This window comes from Deminuibacter soli (assembly GCF_003412455.1).
Classification (GTDB): domain Bacteria; phylum Bacteroidota; class Bacteroidia; order Chitinophagales; family Chitinophagaceae; genus Deminuibacter; species Deminuibacter soli.
The window spans coordinates 1-19302 of sequence record NZ_QTJU01000011.1 but is presented as its reverse complement, the minus strand read 5'-3'; the positions used below and the strand labels follow the sequence as shown (position 1 = coordinate 19302).

27 protein-coding genes are annotated in these 19302 nt (G+C 45.5%); 26 read left to right on the top strand and 1 reads right to left on the bottom strand.

Annotation, left to right across the window (positions count from 1 at the left end):
- The first annotated feature begins 26 nt into the window (after positions 1 to 26).
- Positions 27 to 941 (top strand): bestrophin family protein, encoded by a 915-nt coding sequence (locus DXN05_RS21140; protein WP_116849296.1) that lies wholly within the window; start codon positions 27 to 29, stop codon positions 939 to 941.
- 148 nt (positions 942 to 1089) lie between these two features.
- On the opposite strand, the gene DXN05_RS21135 is transcribed toward DXN05_RS21140, so the two are convergent.
- Complete coding sequence (locus DXN05_RS21135; RefSeq protein ID WP_116849295.1) at positions 1090 to 1536, bottom strand: DoxX family protein; 447 nt, start codon at positions 1534 to 1536, stop codon at positions 1090 to 1092.
- A 216-nt stretch (positions 1537 to 1752) separates the two neighbouring features.
- Between DXN05_RS21135 and fusA the strand changes: the two genes are divergently transcribed.
- The 25 genes from fusA (at position 1753) to DXN05_RS21010 (ending at position 19135) form a co-directional block, all read left to right on the top strand.
- Positions 1753 to 3903 carry an elongation factor G gene (gene fusA, locus DXN05_RS21130; RefSeq protein WP_116849294.1) on the top strand — a complete coding sequence of 717 codons (2151 nt, stop codon included), beginning with the start codon at positions 1753 to 1755 and terminating at the stop codon, positions 3901 to 3903.
- Between the two features lie 474 nt (positions 3904 to 4377).
- The gene (rpsJ, locus tag DXN05_RS21125) at positions 4378 to 4683 is read left to right on the top strand and encodes a 30S ribosomal protein S10 (RefSeq protein WP_116849293.1); all 306 of its coding nucleotides are present in this window, start codon (positions 4378 to 4380) and stop codon (positions 4681 to 4683) included.
- A gap of 381 nt (positions 4684 to 5064) precedes the next feature.
- A complete protein-coding gene (rplC, locus tag DXN05_RS21120; protein ID WP_116849292.1) occupies positions 5065 to 5682 on the top strand; it encodes a 50S ribosomal protein L3 in 618 nt (205 codons plus the stop codon).
- 17 nt (positions 5683 to 5699) lie between these two features.
- Positions 5700 to 6335 carry a 50S ribosomal protein L4 gene (gene rplD, locus DXN05_RS21115; protein ID WP_116849291.1) on the top strand — a complete coding sequence of 212 codons (636 nt, stop codon included), beginning with the start codon at positions 5700 to 5702 and terminating at the stop codon, positions 6333 to 6335.
- A 91-nt stretch (positions 6336 to 6426) separates the two neighbouring features.
- Positions 6427 to 6726: a 50S ribosomal protein L23 gene (gene rplW / locus DXN05_RS21110; RefSeq protein WP_116849290.1), complete on the top strand. Its 300-nt coding sequence runs from the start codon at positions 6427 to 6429 to the stop codon at positions 6724 to 6726.
- 106 nt (positions 6727 to 6832) lie between these two features.
- Positions 6833 to 7672: a 50S ribosomal protein L2 gene (gene rplB / locus DXN05_RS21105; RefSeq protein ID WP_116849289.1), complete on the top strand. Its 840-nt coding sequence runs from the start codon at positions 6833 to 6835 to the stop codon at positions 7670 to 7672.
- Between the two features lie 61 nt (positions 7673 to 7733).
- Positions 7734 to 8003, top strand: coding sequence for a 30S ribosomal protein S19 (gene rpsS / locus DXN05_RS21100; RefSeq protein ID WP_116849288.1), 270 nt, complete (start codon positions 7734 to 7736; stop codon positions 8001 to 8003).
- Between the two features lie 82 nt (positions 8004 to 8085).
- Complete coding sequence (gene rplV / locus DXN05_RS21095; protein WP_116849287.1) at positions 8086 to 8430, top strand: 50S ribosomal protein L22; 345 nt, start codon at positions 8086 to 8088, stop codon at positions 8428 to 8430.
- A 21-nt stretch (positions 8431 to 8451) separates the two neighbouring features.
- Positions 8452 to 9261 carry a 30S ribosomal protein S3 gene (rpsC, locus tag DXN05_RS21090; protein WP_116849286.1) on the top strand — a complete coding sequence of 270 codons (810 nt, stop codon included), beginning with the start codon at positions 8452 to 8454 and terminating at the stop codon, positions 9259 to 9261.
- Positions 9262 to 9339: 78 nt separating this feature from the next.
- The gene (rplP, locus tag DXN05_RS21085) at positions 9340 to 9759 is read left to right on the top strand and encodes a 50S ribosomal protein L16 (protein WP_116849285.1); all 420 of its coding nucleotides are present in this window, start codon (positions 9340 to 9342) and stop codon (positions 9757 to 9759) included.
- Between the two features lie 102 nt (positions 9760 to 9861).
- Positions 9862 to 10074, top strand: a complete 213-nt coding sequence (gene rpmC, locus DXN05_RS21080) for a 50S ribosomal protein L29 (protein WP_116849284.1) — start codon at positions 9862 to 9864, stop codon at positions 10072 to 10074.
- Positions 10075 to 10178: 104 nt separating this feature from the next.
- Complete coding sequence (gene rpsQ / locus DXN05_RS21075; RefSeq protein ID WP_116849283.1) at positions 10179 to 10436, top strand: 30S ribosomal protein S17; 258 nt, start codon at positions 10179 to 10181, stop codon at positions 10434 to 10436.
- A gap of 111 nt (positions 10437 to 10547) precedes the next feature.
- Complete coding sequence (rplN, locus tag DXN05_RS21070) at positions 10548 to 10916, top strand: 50S ribosomal protein L14 (protein ID WP_116849282.1); 369 nt, start codon at positions 10548 to 10550, stop codon at positions 10914 to 10916.
- 142 nt (positions 10917 to 11058) lie between these two features.
- The gene (gene rplX, locus DXN05_RS21065; protein WP_116849281.1) at positions 11059 to 11397 is read left to right on the top strand and encodes a 50S ribosomal protein L24; all 339 of its coding nucleotides are present in this window, start codon (positions 11059 to 11061) and stop codon (positions 11395 to 11397) included.
- Positions 11397 to 11972 carry a 50S ribosomal protein L5 gene (gene rplE / locus DXN05_RS21060; protein ID WP_116849280.1) on the top strand — a complete coding sequence of 192 codons (576 nt, stop codon included), beginning with the start codon at positions 11397 to 11399 and terminating at the stop codon, positions 11970 to 11972. The genes rplX and rplE overlap by 1 nt, the downstream gene beginning before the upstream one ends.
- Before the next feature lie 93 nt (positions 11973 to 12065).
- Complete coding sequence (gene rpsN / locus DXN05_RS21055; RefSeq protein ID WP_116849279.1) at positions 12066 to 12335, top strand: 30S ribosomal protein S14; 270 nt, start codon at positions 12066 to 12068, stop codon at positions 12333 to 12335.
- A 121-nt stretch (positions 12336 to 12456) separates the two neighbouring features.
- The gene (rpsH, locus tag DXN05_RS21050) at positions 12457 to 12855 is read left to right on the top strand and encodes a 30S ribosomal protein S8 (protein WP_116849278.1); all 399 of its coding nucleotides are present in this window, start codon (positions 12457 to 12459) and stop codon (positions 12853 to 12855) included.
- Positions 12856 to 12999: 144 nt separating this feature from the next.
- Positions 13000 to 13554, top strand: a complete 555-nt coding sequence (rplF, locus tag DXN05_RS21045) for a 50S ribosomal protein L6 (RefSeq protein ID WP_116849277.1) — start codon at positions 13000 to 13002, stop codon at positions 13552 to 13554.
- Positions 13555 to 13699: 145 nt separating this feature from the next.
- Positions 13700 to 14053 carry a 50S ribosomal protein L18 gene (rplR, locus tag DXN05_RS21040; RefSeq protein WP_116849276.1) on the top strand — a complete coding sequence of 118 codons (354 nt, stop codon included), beginning with the start codon at positions 13700 to 13702 and terminating at the stop codon, positions 14051 to 14053.
- A gap of 31 nt (positions 14054 to 14084) precedes the next feature.
- Complete coding sequence (gene rpsE, locus DXN05_RS21035; RefSeq protein ID WP_116849275.1) at positions 14085 to 14606, top strand: 30S ribosomal protein S5; 522 nt, start codon at positions 14085 to 14087, stop codon at positions 14604 to 14606.
- A gap of 83 nt (positions 14607 to 14689) precedes the next feature.
- Complete coding sequence (gene rpmD / locus DXN05_RS21030) at positions 14690 to 14872, top strand: 50S ribosomal protein L30 (protein ID WP_116849274.1); 183 nt, start codon at positions 14690 to 14692, stop codon at positions 14870 to 14872.
- A 133-nt stretch (positions 14873 to 15005) separates the two neighbouring features.
- Entirely contained in the window at positions 15006 to 15455 is a 450-nt protein-coding gene (gene rplO / locus DXN05_RS21025) for a 50S ribosomal protein L15 (protein ID WP_116849273.1), read from the top strand.
- An 81-nt stretch (positions 15456 to 15536) separates the two neighbouring features.
- Positions 15537 to 16883, top strand: coding sequence for a preprotein translocase subunit SecY (secY, locus tag DXN05_RS21020; protein ID WP_116849272.1), 1347 nt, complete (start codon positions 15537 to 15539; stop codon positions 16881 to 16883).
- Between the two features lie 106 nt (positions 16884 to 16989).
- A complete protein-coding gene (map, locus tag DXN05_RS21015) occupies positions 16990 to 17814 on the top strand; it encodes a type I methionyl aminopeptidase (protein ID WP_317125883.1) in 825 nt (274 codons plus the stop codon).
- Positions 17815 to 17884: 70 nt separating this feature from the next.
- The gene (locus DXN05_RS21010) at positions 17885 to 19135 is read left to right on the top strand and encodes a BaiN/RdsA family NAD(P)/FAD-dependent oxidoreductase (RefSeq protein ID WP_116849271.1); all 1251 of its coding nucleotides are present in this window, start codon (positions 17885 to 17887) and stop codon (positions 19133 to 19135) included.
- The last annotated feature ends 167 nt before the right edge of the window (positions 19136 to 19302 follow it).

The following is a 19302-nucleotide window of genomic DNA, read 5'->3' as shown; positions in this document are numbered from 1 at the left end:
ACACGAAATAAAGAAAAGGAGTAGTTATGCTGCTGAAAGAAAGAATTCCATGGAAATATGTGCTCGGTAAAATACGTTACGAGCTGCTGATCATCCTGGTGTATACAGGCATTATCGCTTTTTTATACGAGGATTATCACATCAAACACTTTACCATTCCCCTGGCTGTGCCCATGATATTGGGTACAGTGCTCTCACTGCTGCTGGCCTTCCGCAGTAACCAGTCGTACGACCGTTGGTGGGAAGCGCGCATTATCTGGGGCGCTATCGTGAACGATTCGCGCACGCTTACCCGCCAGTTGTTGAGTTTTACCGGCAATGGTAATGTGGAAGAGCCAGTGGAAGTGTGGCGCAGGAAATTCATCCACCGGCAGATAGCCTGGTGTTACAGCCTGGGGCAATCACTGCGCAGGAAAGATGCGTTACAGGGGTTAGACAGGCTGCTATCGAAAAAAGAACTGGAGCACCTGAAACACTACGATAACAAGCCTTCGGCGATACTCGACCTGCATGGCCGCGACCTGGTAGCGTTGCTGCAGAACGGCTGGGTGAACGAATACCAGCAGGTGGCGCTGGACAGTACGTTAACAAGGCTGTGTGATTCGATGGGTAAAAGCGAACGCATTAAGAATACCGTGTTCCCGGCCACGTACAGCATGTACATTCATTTTGCGATGTTGTTCTTTATTGTGCTGCTGCCGTTTGGCTTCCTGGAAGTGTTTGGCTATGTAACCATTCCCATGGTAACCATGATTGCAGCTTCGTTCCTGCTCATTGAAAAAATGGCGATTCACCTGCAGGATCCGTTTGAAAACAAGCCTACAGATACACCGGTAACCACGATTGCACGCGGTATTGAAAAGGATCTGAAACAATTGCTGCGCGACCAGCAGGTAACACTGCCCGAGCTGCCGGCTACAGAAAAATATTACGTTTTGTAAGAAGAGGGTAAAGTTGAATGATTGCTGAAAACACGAAGGCTAATGCCGGGTGTCAGGGTTTACCGGCGGCCTTCGGGGCTTACCAACTGTATTAGGTATGCACTGCTCCTGCACCGTTTCCACGGACGCAGGGGCAGTTTTTTTACGATCAGTGCTGCCGCTTCGCGTGCAGGCTTTCCCAGAGGGAGAATGCGCCGGCTCCTTCCAGCAGGAAGAATAGCAGCAATATGTTCATGGTTACCACAATCCAGAGGTCAGAGTAGGGAATAAGCACCCGGTTGTTTTGTTGTACGGTAATCACAAAAGCGCCGATCAGTACAGGCAGCATCAGCAGGCAGGATAGCCGTGTGCACAAGCCTACAATGATGAGCAGCCCGCACAGCAGGTGGCCGATCACGATATACAGCATAACGTGGTTGGAAGGCAAAAAAGGCAGTAAACCGCTCTGTTCAATCACATCGCTTACGGCCTGGTTAAAGCGGATAAATTCGAGGCCTTTGGCAAAGAGTGCAACCCCTAAAAAAATGCGGAGCAGGTCAAAAATGGTGGGTCCATCGCTGTTATCCCACCGGTCGGTATGGTTCAGGAGTTTCATATGGCATTATATTTTACAGTATATAAGTTACGTCATTTTTTTGCTAAGGGCTTCAAATTGTGCCGGTTGCATCATATTTTAAGGGCCTTTAAATGTTTTTACGGTGAAATGCTGTGTGAAATTATTCTTAAGCATTTTTTATTCCGGGGGTAATTCTGTACAATCTGTAATAATTAGTACCTTTGCCGCTCGAAAATTTAAAAACATAAAATTTTTATGGCGGACTTGAGATTTCAACGCAATTTTGGTATTGCCGCTCACATTGATGCCGGTAAAACCACAACTACCGAGCGTATCCTGCGCTATACCGGTATGATTCACAAAATTGGAGAGGTGCATGATGGTGCCGCTACCACAGACTGGATGGAGCAGGAGAAAGAAAGGGGTATCACCATCACTTCAGCTGCCGTTAGCTGCCAGTGGAACTTCCCTACAGTAAAAGGTAAAGCCGACGCCAATACTAAAAAATACTATTTCAATATCATCGATACTCCGGGTCACGTGGACTTCACTGTAGAAGTAGAACGTTCAATGCGTGTTCTGGATGGTCTGATTGCCCTGTTTTCTGCGGTTGACGGTGTTGAGCCCCAGTCAGAAACAGTTTGGCGCCAGGCTAACCGTTACAAAGTTCCCCGTATTGGTTTCGTTAACAAAATGGACCGTTCCGGTGCTGACTTTCTGATGGTGGTTAACCAGGTTAAAGAAATGCTGGGTGCCAAAGCGGTTCCCCTGCAGCTGCCTATCGGTGCAGAAGATAACTTCACCGGTGTGGTTGACCTGATTAAAATGAAAGGTATCATCTGGCACATGGAAACAGAAGGTATGACATTCGATGAGATCGATGTACCTGCTGACATGGTAGACGAAGCCAATGAATGGAGAGCGAACCTGGTAGAAGCCGTAGCTGAATACGACGATACCCTGATGGAGAAATTCTTTGAAGATCCTAACAGCATTACAGAAGCTGAAATGCATGAAGCGATTCGCAAAGCAACCATCGACCTGAGCATCGTTCCGATGATGTGTGGTTCTTCTTTCAAAAACAAAGGTGTACAAACTGCACTGGATGCGGTTTGCCGTTACCTGCCTTCACCTGTTGATATCGAAGATACCGTTGGTACCGATCCCAGCACCGGTGAGCCTATCACACGTAAAGCTGATGCAAAAGAACCATTCTCTGCACTGGCTTTCAAAATTATGACCGATCCATTCGTGGGTCGCCTGGCATTCTTCAGGTGTTATAGCGGTCACCTCGACGCTGGTTCTTATGTACTCAACGTAAGAAGCGGTAAAAAAGAGCGTATCAGCCGTATCATGAAGATGTTTGCGAACAAACAGAACCCTATCGATTTCATCGAAGCCGGTGATATCGCTGCGGCTGTAGGTTTCAAAGAAATTAAAACCGGTGACACCCTGTGTGACGAAGATCATCCTATCACCCTCGAAAACATGTTCATCCCTGAGCCTGTAATCGCTATCGCTGTTGAGCCTAAAACACAGGCCGACGTTGATAAAATGGGTATGGCTATTGCTAAACTGGTAGAAGAAGATCCTACACTGCGTGTAAATACCGATGAAGATACCGGCCAAACCATCCTGCGTGGCATGGGTGAGCTGCACCTTGAAATCATCATTGACCGTATGCGTCGTGAGTTTAAGGTAGAAGTTAACCAGGGTGCGCCCCAGGTTGCTTACAAAGAATCTTTCGGTACTACTATCGAACACCGTGAAGTGTTGAAAAAACAGTCTGGTGGCCGTGGTAAATTCGCCGACATCCAGTTCTCAATTGGTCCTGCTGACGCAGAATGGCTGAAAGAAAACGAAGGCAAAAGCTTCCAGTTTGTGAACGATATCTTTGGTGGTTCTATCCCTAAAGAGTTTGTTCCTGCTATCCAGAAAGGTTTTGAAACATCAATGAGCACCGGTGTACTGGCAGGTTACCCTGTTAACAACATGAAAGTGCGTGTATTTGATGGTAGCTACCATGATGTGGATTCTGATTCTATGAGCTTTGAGTTGTGTGCCAAATCCGGTTTCCGTGAAGCTGGCCGCAAAGCAAAACCCACACTGCTTGAGCCTATCATGAAAGTGGAAGTACTGACGCCTGACCAGTATATGGGTGATGTAACAGGTGACCTTAACCGTCGCCGCGGTATGCTGGAAGGTATGGACAGCCGTGCCAACCTGCAGGTGATTAAAGCCAAAGTTCCATTGAGCGAAATGTTTGGTTATGTAACACAGCTGCGTTCACTGTCATCTGGCCGTGCAACTTCAACCATGGAGTTCAGCCATTACAACCCTGCTCCTAACAACATCGCTGAAGAAGTGATTTCTAAGAGCAAAGGCAAAGTAAAAGTAGAAGACTAATTCCCTCCATACTTTTAAACGGCCCCCCGCATCAAACGGGGGGCTGTTTGTTTTTAGGATGGCCGGGTGCCTGCCTCAAGACCGGCATGCCAGGGAAGGGGCCTTAAAATGTGTTTGCGGGCGGGCTTGTTCATGGGTGCTAACGAACCATTAATAGCTAACCGGCAACAAGGGAGGGGATGTCTTAAATCCACCTCTTCCTAAAGAATTTGACGCAGTGCGGAAAAATAGTTCACCGGTTTTTCATCGATGTTGCTGCGGCGAAGTAAATGCTGCATAAGTTATTGATAAACAATAATATTTCGCTGTAAATTGTACCCCGGTTTTTCCGCTGAAATACTTGTCAGATCTGCATTTTCGGGAGAAATGTGCATATTTTAAGGCTTTTTATAAAAATTAGTCACAGAAAATCTTGAATAATCCAATTCATAAACATACCTTTGCGCTCCCAAAAGGAAATACTGGGTAAAGGTTATGTCTCAAAGAATCCGAATCAAATTACAGTCATACGACCACAACTTGGTAGACAAATCTGCCGAGAAAATTGTTAAGACAGTACGCAGTACTGGTGCAGTAGTTACAGGTCCAATTCCTTTGCCTACGCACAAGAAAATTTTTACCGTGTTGCGTTCACCGCACGTTAACAAGAAGAGCCGTGAGCAGTTCCAGCTTTGTACGCACAAGCGTTTGCTGGATATCTACACATCTTCTTCAAGAACAGTAGATGCGCTGAGCAAGCTCGACCTGCCTTCAGGTGTTGAGGTAGAAATTAAAGCATGATGAGTTGCCATACGGTGTATGGCTTTCAACAGGCAAGTTCTTTTGAAGTAAATTATATTGTCATCTCTCAATCAACCTGCCCGTGGGGTTGGGAAAAGAGCTCTGATGTAAGATAGTATCACGCTGTTATGGTGCCAACACCATGGCAGGATATAAATATAAACAAGCCCTTCGAGGTTTGTTTACCACCGGTACTTCCCCCGGCTTCGTTTACCTCATGAATGGTAAACATTGCGTTTCAAAAGTGAGATGCAGGCTGAACAAAGGAAAAGGTCGGTGGCAAACAGGGGATTGAACCCTTTGAATCTGCCCAAGGATTGAGTGGCAGCAAATGAAAAGGGATGTCCTTCCAACCTTGCGGGGCAAAAACCGCAAAACAAGATGAAAGGAATTATTGGAAAAAAAATTGGGATGACCAGCATCTTCAGTCCCGATGGCAAGCAGACAGCCTGCACCATCATTGAAGCTGGCCCAAACGTTGTAACCCAGGTAAAATCTCAGGATACAGACGGTTACACTGCATTACAGTTAGCTTTCGGCGACAAGAAAGAAAAGCATGCTACCAAGGGCGACATTAATCACTTCTCCAAAGCCCAGACTGCTCCTAAGCAATTCGTAAAAGAATTCCGCGATTATTCTCTGGATAAAAATTTAGGCGAAACCGTTACCGTTGACATTTTCACTGAAGGTGAAAAAGTTGATGTGGTAGGTACCTCAAAAGGTAAAGGTTTTCAGGGTGTTGTTAAACGTCACGGCTTTAGCGGTGTAGGCGAACAGTCACACGGCCAGCACGACCGTCAGCGCGCTCCGGGTTCAATCGGTGGTTCTTCTTATCCTTCACGTGTATTCAAAGGTATGAGAATGGCCGGCCGCATGGGTAACGACCGCGTTAAAATCAAAGGTCTGAAAGTGGTGAAAATCTTCCCTGAAAAGAATTACATCTTAATCAGCGGTTCTATCCCGGGACATAACGGTTCCATCGTTTTAATCCAGAAATAAATCTTAATCTGATCACGATGCAAGTAGAAGTTTTAAATACAAAAGGACAAAAAACCGGTAGGTCAATTGAGCTGCCGGACGATATATTCGGTATTGAGCCCAATGATCATGTGATCTACCTGGCTGTAAAACAATACCAGGCTGCTCAGCGCCAGGGTACACATAAAGTGAAAACCCGTGCTGAAGTACACGGTGCGAGCCGCAAACTGCACCGCCAGAAAGGTACCGGTGGTTCTCGTAAAGGTAATATCCGTAACCCTTTGTATAAAGGTGGTGGTACTATCTTCGGACCTAAACCACACGGTTATGGCTTTAAGCTGAACAAGAAAGTGAAAGACCTTGCTAAAATGTCTGCACTGGCTTACAAAGCAAAAGAAAACGCCATCGTTGTTGTAGAAGACATTAACTACGATGCTCCTAAAACCAAAGTATTTACTGAAGTATTGAAGAGCCTCAATGTTAACGGTAAAAAAACCTTGTTTGTTTTACCTGAATACAACGACAACCTGTACCTGAGCCTCCGCAACATTTCAGCTGTAAACAGCACATTACTGGCCGACATCAGCACGTACGATATTGTAAACGCCGATGTTCTGGTAATCACTGAAAACGCAGCGAAAGTATTTGTTGATGAAGCTGCTGCAGAAGCCTAGTAAACGTGCCGGTTTGGAAATGTGCAGATGAACTTGAAGCCATCAGAAATTTCCGGAACGCCAATTTTCAAAATTCTCAAATTGAGATAAGATGAAACTGAACGAAGTTTTAGTAAAACCAATCCTGACAGAAAAAGCAAACGCCCAGCAGGAAAAACTGCACAGGTATGCTTTTAAAGTAAGCCGCAAAGCCAACAAACTGGAAATTAAAAAAGCAGTTGAAACTTTTTATGGCGTATCTGTAACGGAGGTAAATACCGTGGTTGTGCCTGGTAAAAACAAAACCCGCTTTACAAAAGCCGGTTTTATCCAGGGTGTTAAGCCTGCTTATAAAAAGGCTTACGTAACCGTAGCAGAAGGTGAAGCAATTGACCTGTACGCTAACATTTAACCCCCTTGCCGCAGGGCAGGGAAGGAAGGCTGATTCAACCGCCGCAAAGTGTTGAAGATTTTAATCAAATTTCCCTGAAAGGGGATAGGGGTAAAAAGAACCAAAAATGGCATTAAAGAAGTACAAACCAATGACCGCAGGCACACGCTGGAGAATCGGCAATGCCTACGCTGAAATCACTACCAACGAACCTGAGAAGAGCTTGTTGGAGCCAATCAGCGGCACAGGTGGTCGTAACGCTCAGGGCCGTCGTGCTATGCGTTATATCGGTGGTGGTAACAAAAAACACTATCGTATCATTGATTTCAAACGTAACAAACGTGATATCGCTGCGAAAGTAGTGTCTATCGAATACGATCCAAACCGTACCGCTTTCATCGCACTGTTGCAATATGCAGATGGTGAAAAACGCTACATCATTGCCCCCCAGGGTCTGCAGGTTGGCGCCACTGTAACAGCCGGCGACGCGGTAGCTCCTGAAATCGGCAACGCATTAATGATGAAGAACATGCCTTTGGGTACCAATGTTCACAACATTGAAATGCAGCCTGGTCAGGGTGGTAAATTGGCCCGCAGCGCCGGTGCTTCTGCACAACTTGCGAACAAGGAAGAAAAATATGCAGTATTGAAAATGCCAAGCGGTGAACTCCGTAAAGTATTGATCAGCTGTTATGCAACTGTAGGTGTGGCCAGCAACAGCGACCATAACCTGGAGACTGCAGGTAAAGCCGGTGTAAACCGCTGGAAAGGTATCCGCCCACGTAACCGTGGTGTTGCGATGAACCCCGTGGATCACCCAATGGGTGGTGGTGAAGGTAAATCTTCAGGTGGCCATCCGAGAAGCAGAACCGGTAAATACGCTAAAGGTGAAATTACCCGTACACGTGGTAAAGGATCTGACAAACTGATCATCCAGCGCAGGAACGGTAAAAAATTAAGCAAATAATCAACTTGTTAAAATGGCCCCGGTGTAACAGCCGGGACAAATAAACAACTTACTATCAACTATGGCTCGTTCAATTAAAAAAGGTCCGTACGTAGACATTAAACTCGAAGGCAAAGTATTGGCCATTAACGAAGGCAAAGGCAAAAGAAGTGTTATCAAAACCTGGAGCCGCCGTTCAACCATTACGCCCGATTTTGTGGGACACACTTTCGCCGTACACAACGGTAACAAGTTCATCCCTGTTTACGTAACAGAATTCATGGTAGGTCACAAATTAGGTGAATTTGCCCCTACCAGGAACTTCAAAGGCCATTCAGGCGCTAAAAAATAAATCGTTTAACATTTAAAGTTTGAGGTTTAAGGTTATAGTTAACATTAGGCCTTAAAACCGAAACTTTGAAAGCATAATACAAATGGAAGCAGTAGCGAAACTTAACAACTATCCAACAGGCCCACGTAAAATGCGTTTGTTAGCCGATGTTATCCGCGGAATGCAGGTGGAGAAAGCCCTTGCTATTCTGGAATTTCATCCTCAGCACAATGCGGTGCCTTTGGCCAAATTGCTGAAAAGTGCTATCAGCAACTGGGAACAGAAGAACAATGGTGCCAGTGCAGCAGACAGCAACCTGGTGGTAAAAACAGTTTTTGTTGATGGTGGCCGTATTTTGAAACGCATGCGTCCTGCACCGCAGGGCCGTGGTTACAGGGTACGTAAACGCAGCAATCACGTAACTATAATAGTTGATTCAAATAATTAATAAAACCTATTAAACCATTATATGGGTCAGAAAGCAAATCCAATTGGTAACAGGTTAGGCATCATCCGCGGATGGGAAAGTAACTGGTATGGCAGCAAGAAAGATTTTGCAGCCAAATTAATCGAAGACAACAAAATCAGAACATACCTGAATGCCCGTATCAACAAAGGCGGTATCGCTAAAATTGTGATCGAGCGTACACTGGGTAAACTGATTGTTACTATCCATACGTCTAAACCTGGTATCATCATCGGTAAAGGTGGTAACGAGGTTGATCGCATCAAAGAAGAGCTGAAGAAATTGACAGGTAAGGAAGATGTACAGATCAACATCCTTGAAATCCGCCGTCCTGAGCTGGACGCTACTATTGTAGGCGATACCATTGCCAGGCAGATTGAAAACCGTATCAACTTCAAACGTGCTATTAAAATGGCGATTGCCTCTACACTCCGCATGGGTGCAGAAGGTATCAAAATTAAAGTAAGCGGTCGTTTGGGTGGCGCGGAAATCGCCCGCAGCGAAGAATTCAAACAAGGCCGTACGCCATTACATACCTTCCGTATGGATATTGATTACGCGAACGTGTTTGCACAAACCGTTTACGGTAAAATCGGTATCAAAGTATGGATCTGTAAAGGTGAAGTACTCGGTAAACGTGAACTGAACCCGAACCTGGTTAGCGGTGGTAAAAACGAAGCCGGTGGCGAGAGAAGGGAAAGAAGGGACGATGACCGCAGAGACGGTGACCGTCGCGGCGGCGGAGACAGAAGAGGCGGTGGTGATCGTGGCCGTGGCGGCGATCGTAACCGTGGTGGCGACAGAAGAAATTAACCTGAAGCGCCAATAGTAAACAATAACTAATCACTCTACGAAAATATTTGCTCCTTCAGGGGAGCACAGGAGGGTAAAATGTTACAGCCAAAAAGATCGAAACACAGGAAAATGCAGAAAGGCCGCATTCGTGAAGTTGCCAAAAGAGGCACTTACATTGCATTTGGCTCGTATGCTTTAAAAGCGATGGAACCCATCTGGTTGAATAACCGCCAGATTGAGGCTGCCCGCCAGTCTATGTCCCGCGCTATGAAACGTGAGGGAAATATCTGGATCAGGGTATTCCCTGACAAAGTAATTACCCGTAAGCCACTTGAGGTGAGGATGGGTAAAGGTAAAGGTAACCCTGAGTTCTGGGCTGCCGTAGTAGAACCAGGACGCATTTTATTTGAATGCGACGGTGTTACACCGGAAGTTGCGCAGGAAGCAATGTTGCTGGCTGCACAGAAACTGCCGATCAGAACCAAATTCATTGTAAGAAGAGACTTACAGGGCTAACGTGATAATTTGAAGATGTGCCGGAGTGCATGTGCGAACAGGCACAACAGCTGAAGTGAACATTTTCAAATTTTCCAACTTTCAAATTTTCAAATTAGAACAATGGCTAAGAAAACTGTTGAATTCAATAACGGACTGAAAGATCTGAGCGAAGCGGATCTGAAAGCCCGCATCCAGGACGATGAATTGCGTTTGAAGAAGCTGGAGTTTGCACACGCAATTTCTCCGCTCGAGAACCCAATGACCATCCGCAACCTGAGAAGAGATGTTGCCCGTTTAAAAACGGAAGTATCTAAAAGGAAACTGGCAAAATAACTAAAGCTGTGAGCCTCGAGTGCAAGGCCGCTGGCTTATACACGAGGTGACGAACAACATTGCTCAGGGCATAAGCTCGGAGCTCAAAGCTAAAAATTATAACAATGGCTGAAAGAAATTTGCGAAAAACAAGGATCGGGGTGGTTAGCAGCAACAAAATGACAAAAACTGTCACTGTAGCTGTAGAAAGAAAAGTAAAACACCCTATCTACGGAAAATTCGTTAAAAAAACTACCAAGTTTCATGCACATGATGAAAAGAACGAGTGCACTATCGGTGACATCGTGAAAATCATGGAAACACGCCCGCTGAGCAAAACAAAGCGCTGGAGACTGGTAGAAGTAGTAGAAAAAGCGAAATAATTGCACTTAGTGCGCCAAGCTGCTTGCAATGGCCTTAGCCGGCAGCAGCCTCTGAAACCATATTCTTTTAATTGCTCATAGCTCGAAGCTAAGGGCTCAAAGCTAATAAAGATGATTCAGCAAGAAAGCAGACTCAATGTAGCTGATAACAGCGGCGCTAAAGAAGTGCTTTGTATCAGGGTACTGGGTAACTCTGGCCAGGACTACGCCAAAATTGGTGATAAAATCGTGGTAACCGTTAAGGATGCCATTCCTGCCGGCGGTGTTAAAAAAGGTACTGTATCTAAAGCAGTTATCGTACGCACCAAAAACAAATTACGCAGGAAAGACGGTTCATATATCCGTTTCGACGACAATGCAGTGGTACTGCTCAACAACTCTGACGAGCCAAGAGGTACCCGTATTTTCGGGCCAGTAGCCAGGGAACTGCGTGATAAAGGTTACATGAAAATCATCTCTCTGGCACCTGAGGTATTATAGTATGAGTGGTGAATGGGAAAATTATTTACCTTTGCCGCCCCAAATCTAAGCCCTCAACTCCGCCTGAATACACGAGAACCAGGTGGAAAATGAGAGATAGTAAACAGAATTAAGCAACAGGGTTGACCATAAACAACAACAAATGAGCAACAGATTTAAACCTAAATACAATATCAAAAAAGGTGACTCCGTAGTGGTGATCACCGGCGATGATAAAGATTTGAAGAAACCACGTACGGTTTTGGAAGTTATCATCGAAAAAGGCCGTGTGGTTGTAGAAGGTGTAAACATCATCACTAAACACACCAAGCCTTCTGCCCAGAATACCAAGGGTGGTATTGTAAAAAAGGAAGCTCCTATCCATATCAGCAACGTAATGCTGTGGGATGCCAAAGCCGGTGCAGCAGCTAAAGTAAAGCGCACCAGGGAGAATGGTAAATTAGTTCGTATATCAAAAAAATCCGGGGAGGCCATTAAATAATGAGTACCGTAAAATACACTCCGAGATTGGCAGACAAGTACAAAAATGAAGTTGTACCTGCCTTAATGAAAAAGTTCGCCTACAAAAGCATAATGCAGGCTCCCAAGCTGGAGAAAATCTGCGTTAACCGCGGTGTAAACGGCGCTGTAGCGGACAAGAAAATGGTAGACGTGGCAGTTGAAGAACTGTCTAACATTACCGGTCAGAAAGCGGTAGCTACCCTGAGTAAAAAAGACATTTCTAACTTTAAGTTGCGTAAAGGAATGCCCATCGGCGCCCGCGTTACACTGCGTGGTGAAAAGATGTACGAATTCCTGGATCGTTTGATCTCCGTGTCTCTGCCACGTGTGCGTGACTTCAAAGGTATCAGCGACAAGGCATTTGATGGCCGTGGTAACTACACACTGGGTATTACCGAGCAAATCATCTTCCCTGAAATCGATATCGATAAAGTGAGCAAAATCACTGGTATGGATATCACTTTCGTAACTTCTGCCACAAGCAATGAAGAAGCTTACGAACTGCTGAAAGAAATGGGAATGCCTTTCAAAAACATCAAGAAAGACAATCAATAAAATTCCAAATACCAAATCCCAGATTCCACAGTATTGTTTGGGATTTGGCATTTGCCCGAAGGGCTCCTTCGGAGAAAACAGAAATCATAAATCATGGCAAAAGAATCAGTAAAAGCCAGACAGAGAAAGCGCGAAGCAATGGTTGCTAAATTCGCAGAGAAGCGCGCAGCTTTGAAAGAAGCAGGCGACTACGCCGCTTTGGATCAATTACCCCGCAATGCTTCTCCTGTTCGTTTAAAGAACCGTTGCCAGTTAACTGGTCGTCCTAAAGGATATATCCGTTACTTCGGCATTTCGAGGGTTACTTTCCGCGACATGGCACTGAATGGTAAAATTCCGGGTGTTAAAAAAGCCAGCTGGTAAGCCACCGGCTCCGGAAATGTGTTGAATGGCTTGTGAGGGCTATTGATATCAACTGATTGTAAATTTTAAATAACTTTTCCAATTATCCCGCTGGTTTGCGGGACGTAGGAGGGCAAATAATATGGTAACTGATCCTATAGCAGACTTCCTGACCAGGATTCGTAACGCGCAATTGGCAGGTCACAGAATAGTTGAGATTCCTGCTTCTAATCTGAAAAAGCGCATGACTGAAATCCTGTATGATCAGGGTTATATCCTGAAATACAAGTTTGAGGATGATAACAAACAGGGCTTAATCAAGATAGCCCTGAAATATGATCTCACTTCTAAACAGCCTGCTATCCGTTCCCTGGAACGTGTAAGCCGCCCGGGTTTGCGTCAATACGCAAAACCTGCTGACTTTAAAAGGGTAATCAACGGTTTGGGTATTGCCATTGTTAGTACATCGAAAGGTGTAATGACCGACAAACAGGCAAAAGCCGAGAACGTTGGTGGTGAGATTCTGTGCTATATCTACTAGTATTGAATCAGCGATTTGAAAACCGCAAGGTTTTCAAATCGCTTTTTATATAACGGTACTGCGACACTTAAGTTTTCTACGCGGAACTGAACACGCAGTATTGACGGGAATAATAAATTTTCAAATTTTTCAAATTAACTAATTATGTCACGTGTAGGTAAGAAGCCCATCACCGTTCCTGCTGGCGTTACCATTACAGTTGGTGCTGATAATGTTGTTAGCGTTAAAGGCCCGAAGGGCGAACTGAAACAGGCTGTTGACAGGGATATTGTTGTAGAAGTAAAAGATGGTCATGTAAACATTGGCCGTCCTACAGATCAGATCCGTCACAGGGCTTTACATGGTTTATACCGTGCATTGCTGGCTAACCTGGTAAAAGGTGTAACTGAAGGTTATACCAAAAACCTGGAGCTGGTGGGTGTAGGTTATAAAGCCGCAAACCAGGGCAATATGCTCGATTTGTCATTGGGTTATTCTCACAACATCCTTTTCGAAGTTCCCAAAGAACTGAAAGTAAGCACTACTACCGAAAAAGGTCAGAACCCCAAAATCTTCCTGGAAGGTATCGACAAACAACTGCTGGGCCAGGTAGCTGCGAAAATCCGCGGTCTGCGTAAACCCGAGCCGTACAAAGGTAAAGGTGTTAAATACAGCGATGAATTTATCCGTCGTAAGGCTGGTAAAGCTGCTGGTAAATAATAGCCAATTTGAAAATTTGAAAGTGTGTAAATGCGGCAATGCTTTCTTTACCATTTTCAAATTTTCTCCGAAAGGAGCCCGTTGGGTAAATTCACAAATTTTCAAATTATTCTCCGGCAGTATCGGGGAGTTTAAATAAACAACAATGGACGCTAAAGTTTTAAGAAGACAGAAGATCCGCTACAGAATCCGTAAGTCTGTTTCAGGTACACCTGAAAAGCCCCGTTTATCTGTTTTCCGCAGCAACACTGACATTTATGTTCAGCTGATTGATGACGTTAACGGTAAAACACTGGTTTCTGCCAGCACAAAAGATAAAGACATCAAGGCGCAAGCCGGTACCAAAAGCGATAAGGCGAAACTGGTTGGTGCAGCTGCTGCACGTAAAGCGGTTGAGCTGGGTGTAACCAAAATTGTATTTGACCGTAGTGGTTACCTGTATCATGGCCGTGTTAAATCGGTTGCTGATGGTGCAAGAGAAGGTGGTCTTCAATTCTAATCAACATCTAACATCGTATAAATCGATATAAATGTCTAAAGTAAACGTAAATAAGGTTAAAGCCGGCGGCGACATTGAACTGAAAGAGAAAGTTGTTGCCATTAACCGTGTAGTTAAAACTACTAAAGGCGGCCGTACTTTCAGCTTTTCTGCTCTGGTAGTGGTAGGCAATGAGAACGGTGTTGTAGGTCAGGGCCTGGGCAAAGCGAAAGAAGTACAGGAAGCTATTACCAAAGGCATTGAAGATGCTAAGAAAAACCTGGTAAAAGTGCCTGTAATGCACGGAACTATTCCCCACGAACAGCTGGGTAAAGCAGGTGCAGCGAAAGTATTGATTAAACCCGCCGCTCATGGTGCTGGTGTAATTGCCGGTGGCAGCATGCGTTCTGTACTGGAAAGCGCTGGCATCACCGACGTACTGGCAAAAAGCCTGGGTTCAGCCAATCCGCATAACGTGGTAAAAGCAACCATTAAAGCTTTAACGCTGGTGCGTGAGCCAATACAGGTAGCTAAAAACCGCAGCCTGCAGCTGAAGAAAGTATTTAACGGATAGTATGCTCCCCCTGCCCCGGGTAGGGGAAGCGTTCGTTCTGATAATTTTTTAAATTTTAAATATCCCCTTTCGGGGTTTGGGATATGGCAAAGATTAAGATTACACAAGTAAAAAGCGGCATCGACCGTCCTGAGCGCCAGAAGCTCACTTTAAAAGCGCTTGGTTTAAACAAGATGCACGCTTCTAAAGAAGTAGAAGCCACTCCACAGATCCTGGGTATGGTTGCCAAAGTAAACCACCTGGTTAAAGTGGAAGAGGTAAAATAAATGGTTGAATTGTTTGATGGTTTGATTGTTTACTTTGTAAGCCATCCAGCCATCTAACCATTAAGCCAGTATACAATATTTTCAAATTCATAAAGCGAGGGGAGATTCCCCGTTGAGTAAAAATCGATAAAATATGAAACTGCATAATTTACAACCTGCAGCAGGTTCTACACATAAAGAGAAACGTTTGGGCCGTGGTGAAGCGAGCGGTAAAGGTGGTACATCTACAAAAGGTAACAAAGGTGGTCAGAGCCGTGCCGGTTACCAGCGTAAAAATGCCCACGAAGGTGGTCAGATGCCTATCCAGAGAAGGATCCCTAAACGCGGTTTCAAAAACAACAACCGTGTAGCATACAAAGTATTTAACCTGGCGCAGGTTCAGCAGATCACTGAAAAATATGGTATCACTGAATTTTCTCTTGAAAATTTGTATATCAACGGTCTGGTTAGCCGTACCGATTTAGTTAAAGTGCTGGGTAACGGCGAGTTAACTGCAAAAATCGCCTTTAAGGTAAATGCCGTAAGCGCTGCTGCCAAAACAGCAATTGAAGCTGCCGGCGGAACAGTTGAAGTTTTGAATTAAATTTTGACGATATTTGCCAGACGCATCGATTAGGTGCGTCTTTTTTGGTTTTACAGAAACACACAATTTAACCACAGTTCAGTGAAAAAATTAGTTCAGACTTTAAAGAACATCTGGAGTATTGAGGAGTTGCGTAATAAAATTGTTGTAACTCTGGCACTGGTAGCCGTTTATCGTTTCGGCACTCATATCGTTTTGCCAGGTATCAATCCTAACTTGCTTGCAGCTGCTAAATCCAATACCTCTAAAAACGGGCTCTTAAACTTATTTGATTCCTTTGCAGGCGGCGCCTTTTCACAGGCTTCTATTCTTGCACTGGGTATCATGCCCTATATCTCTGCTTCCATTTTTATGCAGCTGATGACCATCCTTATTCCACAGATGGCCAAAGTGCAGAAAGAAGGTGAGAGCGGACGTAAAAAAATTAACCAGTGGACGCGTTACCTCACGGTAATCGTTACCCTTTTCCAGGCAGGCGCTTATGTGGCTTACCTGAAAAGCCCCGGTTATGCAGAAGCCATTATTCCCGCCTATGCACCCTACTTCCTGGTATCTACTGTAATCGTATTAACGGCCGGTACATTATTCGTAATGTGGCTGGGCGAAAAAATCCAGGACAAAGGTTTAGGTAACGGTACTTCTATCATCATCATGGTGGGCATTCTCGCACGTTTCCCGCAATCACTGGCGCAGGAATTTACCGCCAAGTTTGCAAAAGACGGTGGTGGTTTGCTCGTGTTCCTGATAGAAATGGCAGTATTGATCGCGATTATCATGGGGCTCATCATCCTGGTTCAGGGTGTTCGTAAAATCCCGGTTAACTACGCGAAACAGATTATCGGCAACCGCCAGTTCGGTGGGGCGCGCCAGTTTCTGCCTTTGAAAGTGAACAGCTCAGGTGTAATGCCTATCATCTTTGCACAGGCCATTATGTTCCTGCCTACCCTGTTCTCTTTCACTAACCTCGATTCAGCAAAAGGTATCGTACATATTTTCAGCGATCACAGCAATGCCTGGTACATGATTATCTATGCAGTAATGGTGATAGGTTTTACCTTCCTGTACACTGCCCTGATATTTAACCCCAAGCAAATGAGTGAAGACCTGAAACGCAACAACGGCTTTATCCCCGGCGTTAAACCTGGTCAGCCTACTGCTGATTACATTGGCGCCATCATGGATAAAATCACTTTGCCTGGTGCCATCTTCCTGGCGCTGGTGGGTATTTTACCCGGCTTTGCACAGCGTTTGATGGTTACACAGGGCTTCAGCACCTTTTTCGGCGGTACATCACTGCTGATTATGGTGGGCGTTATTCTCGACACACTGCAGCAGATTGAAACACACCTGCTGATGCGTGAATACGATGGCCTGATGAAAGGCGGCCGTTTACAGGGACGCCAGGCTATGACAACAGCCAGTTACTAGTTTCTACTAAACAATATTGATGAGTAACCTGTTGGGCCTACCCCCGGCAGGTTATTTTTTTAAGCGGCATAGCCGCAGGGGAATAAACACATTTGATAGTTTACTAATGAGCAGGGAGCGTAATATGATTATTTACAAAACAGAACCGGAAATTGCCATTATGAAAGAAAATGCAACACTGGTAAGCCAGATGCTTGCAGAAGTGGCAAAGGTGCTGAAACCCGGTATGACGACCTTACAGATTGACGAGTTGTGTAAAACCTTTATTGCCGACCATAAAGGCATTCCTACTTTTTATGGTTACAGCGGTTACCCCTACAATATCTGCGCATCGGTAAATGATGTAGTGGTACATGGTTTTCCCAACCACAAGCCTTTGCAGGATGGGGATGTGATATCCATTGACCTCGGTATTACCCGTAATGGCTTTGTGGGTGAACATGCGTATACCTTTATTATGGGAGAAGTAAGTCCGGAAGTGCTGCAGCTGGTAAAGGTGACCAAAGAATCACTTTATAAGGGCATTGAAAAGGCAACTGCCGGTCACCGTATTGGTGATATTGCTTACGCCATACAGGAACATACTGAACGCAAATACGGTTACGGGGTAGTACGTGAACTGGTAGGCCATGGTTTGGGCCGCCGCATGCACGAAGATCCGCAGGTGCCCAATTACGGCAAACGCGGCACCGGCCCCAAACTCAACGAAAACGTGGTACTGGCCATTGAACCCATGATTAACCTGGGTAAAAAAGAAATATACACCGAAGATGATGGCTGGACCATACGTACGGCCGACGGCAAACCTTCTGCGCATTTTGAACACGATGTGTGCGTGAAAAAAGGCAAAGCTTTGATTTTGTCTGACTACAGCATTATCGAGGCTGCGGAGAAAACCAATGCCAATCTCAATACGTCTTATTTCGCTTAAAAGCGGTTATATATAGTGCAGGCGTGGTGTGCAGAACGCCGCGCCTGTTTTGTTTTAAAGGATGCTTTGTATGCAACAGAACGCAAAAACACTGGTAGTAATAGGAGGCGGCGCAGCAGGTTTTTTCTGCGCCGTAAATGCGGCGCGTATGCAACCCGGTTTGAAAGTGGTGTTGCTGGAAAAGACCGCCAAGCTGCTGTCGAAAGTGCGGGTAAGCGGTGGCGGGCGTTGCAATGTTACCCATCATTGTTTTGAAATACCCGAGCTGGCGCAGCGTTACCCGCGCGGGCAGCAGTTTCTGAAAAAAGCCTTTCATTGGTTTAATGCAACGGATACCATCAGCTGGTTTGCCGAACGCGGCGTGCAGCTGAAAACCGAACCGGATGGCCGCATGTTCCCGGTGACCGACAGCTCGCAAACCATTATTGACTGCCTGCTGCGGGAAGCCAATGCGCACCAGGTAGATATACGGATGAATACTGATGTGAAATCTGTTACCTGCCTGCAACCGGGATTTGGCTTGCACACAGCTGCAGGCACTACCATACAGGCCGATTACTTATGTATTGCGGCAGGTGGTTTCCCGAAAGCGCTGCAATTTGACTGGCTGCAGGCCCTGGGCCATTCTATTGAAACACCGGTGCCATCGCTGTTTACGTTTAATATGCCGGGTAACCCCATTACCGGTTTAATGGGCGTAAGTGTGCCCGATGCGCTGGTAAAAATAACCGGTACCAAACTGCAGCAGCAGGGGCCGGTACTTATAACACATTGGGGATTAAGTGGTCCGGCGGTGTTGAAATTATCAGCCTGGGGCGCCAGGGCACTGGCAGACGTGCACTACAAATTCTCAGTCCAGGTAAACTGGCTGCCAGGGTATAATGAGCAAACCCTGAAGGATGCCTGGCCGGGTTACCGCCAGCAGCTGGCCACGCAGAAAACAGGCCATAAGAACCCCTTTGGGTTGCCTAACAGGCTTTGGCTGTACCTGCTTCAGCTGAGTGATATTGACGCCGAAATAAGGTGGGCAGAATTGCAGCAGAAGGCACAGAACAAGCTGATACAGCTGCTAACGGGGCAGACTTTCGCGGTAGATGGCAAAACGACATTTAAGGAAGAATTTGTAACCTGCGGTGGTATTAAACTGCAGGAGATTGATGTGAACACCATGCAAAGTAAAAAACAGGCCGGATTATTCTTTGCCGGTGAAGTAATGGATGTGGACGGGATAACCGGCGGGTTCAATTTCCAGAATGCCTGGACAAGCGGGTTTATGGTGGCGAAGACAGTAGCGGGACTGAGCAATACAGATGCTTGTTGATGGCTTTATGGTGTTATGGTTCAATGGTTTTATAAAAAATGAGGCCGTCTCAAAAGTATTTGGGGCGGCTTTTTCAATATTGGCCGGTATACCACGCTATATAGCGGAGACTTTGATTAAGTGAGGTAAAATTATAAGATCACAGGATTGTGTTAGTAGAAGGGCGT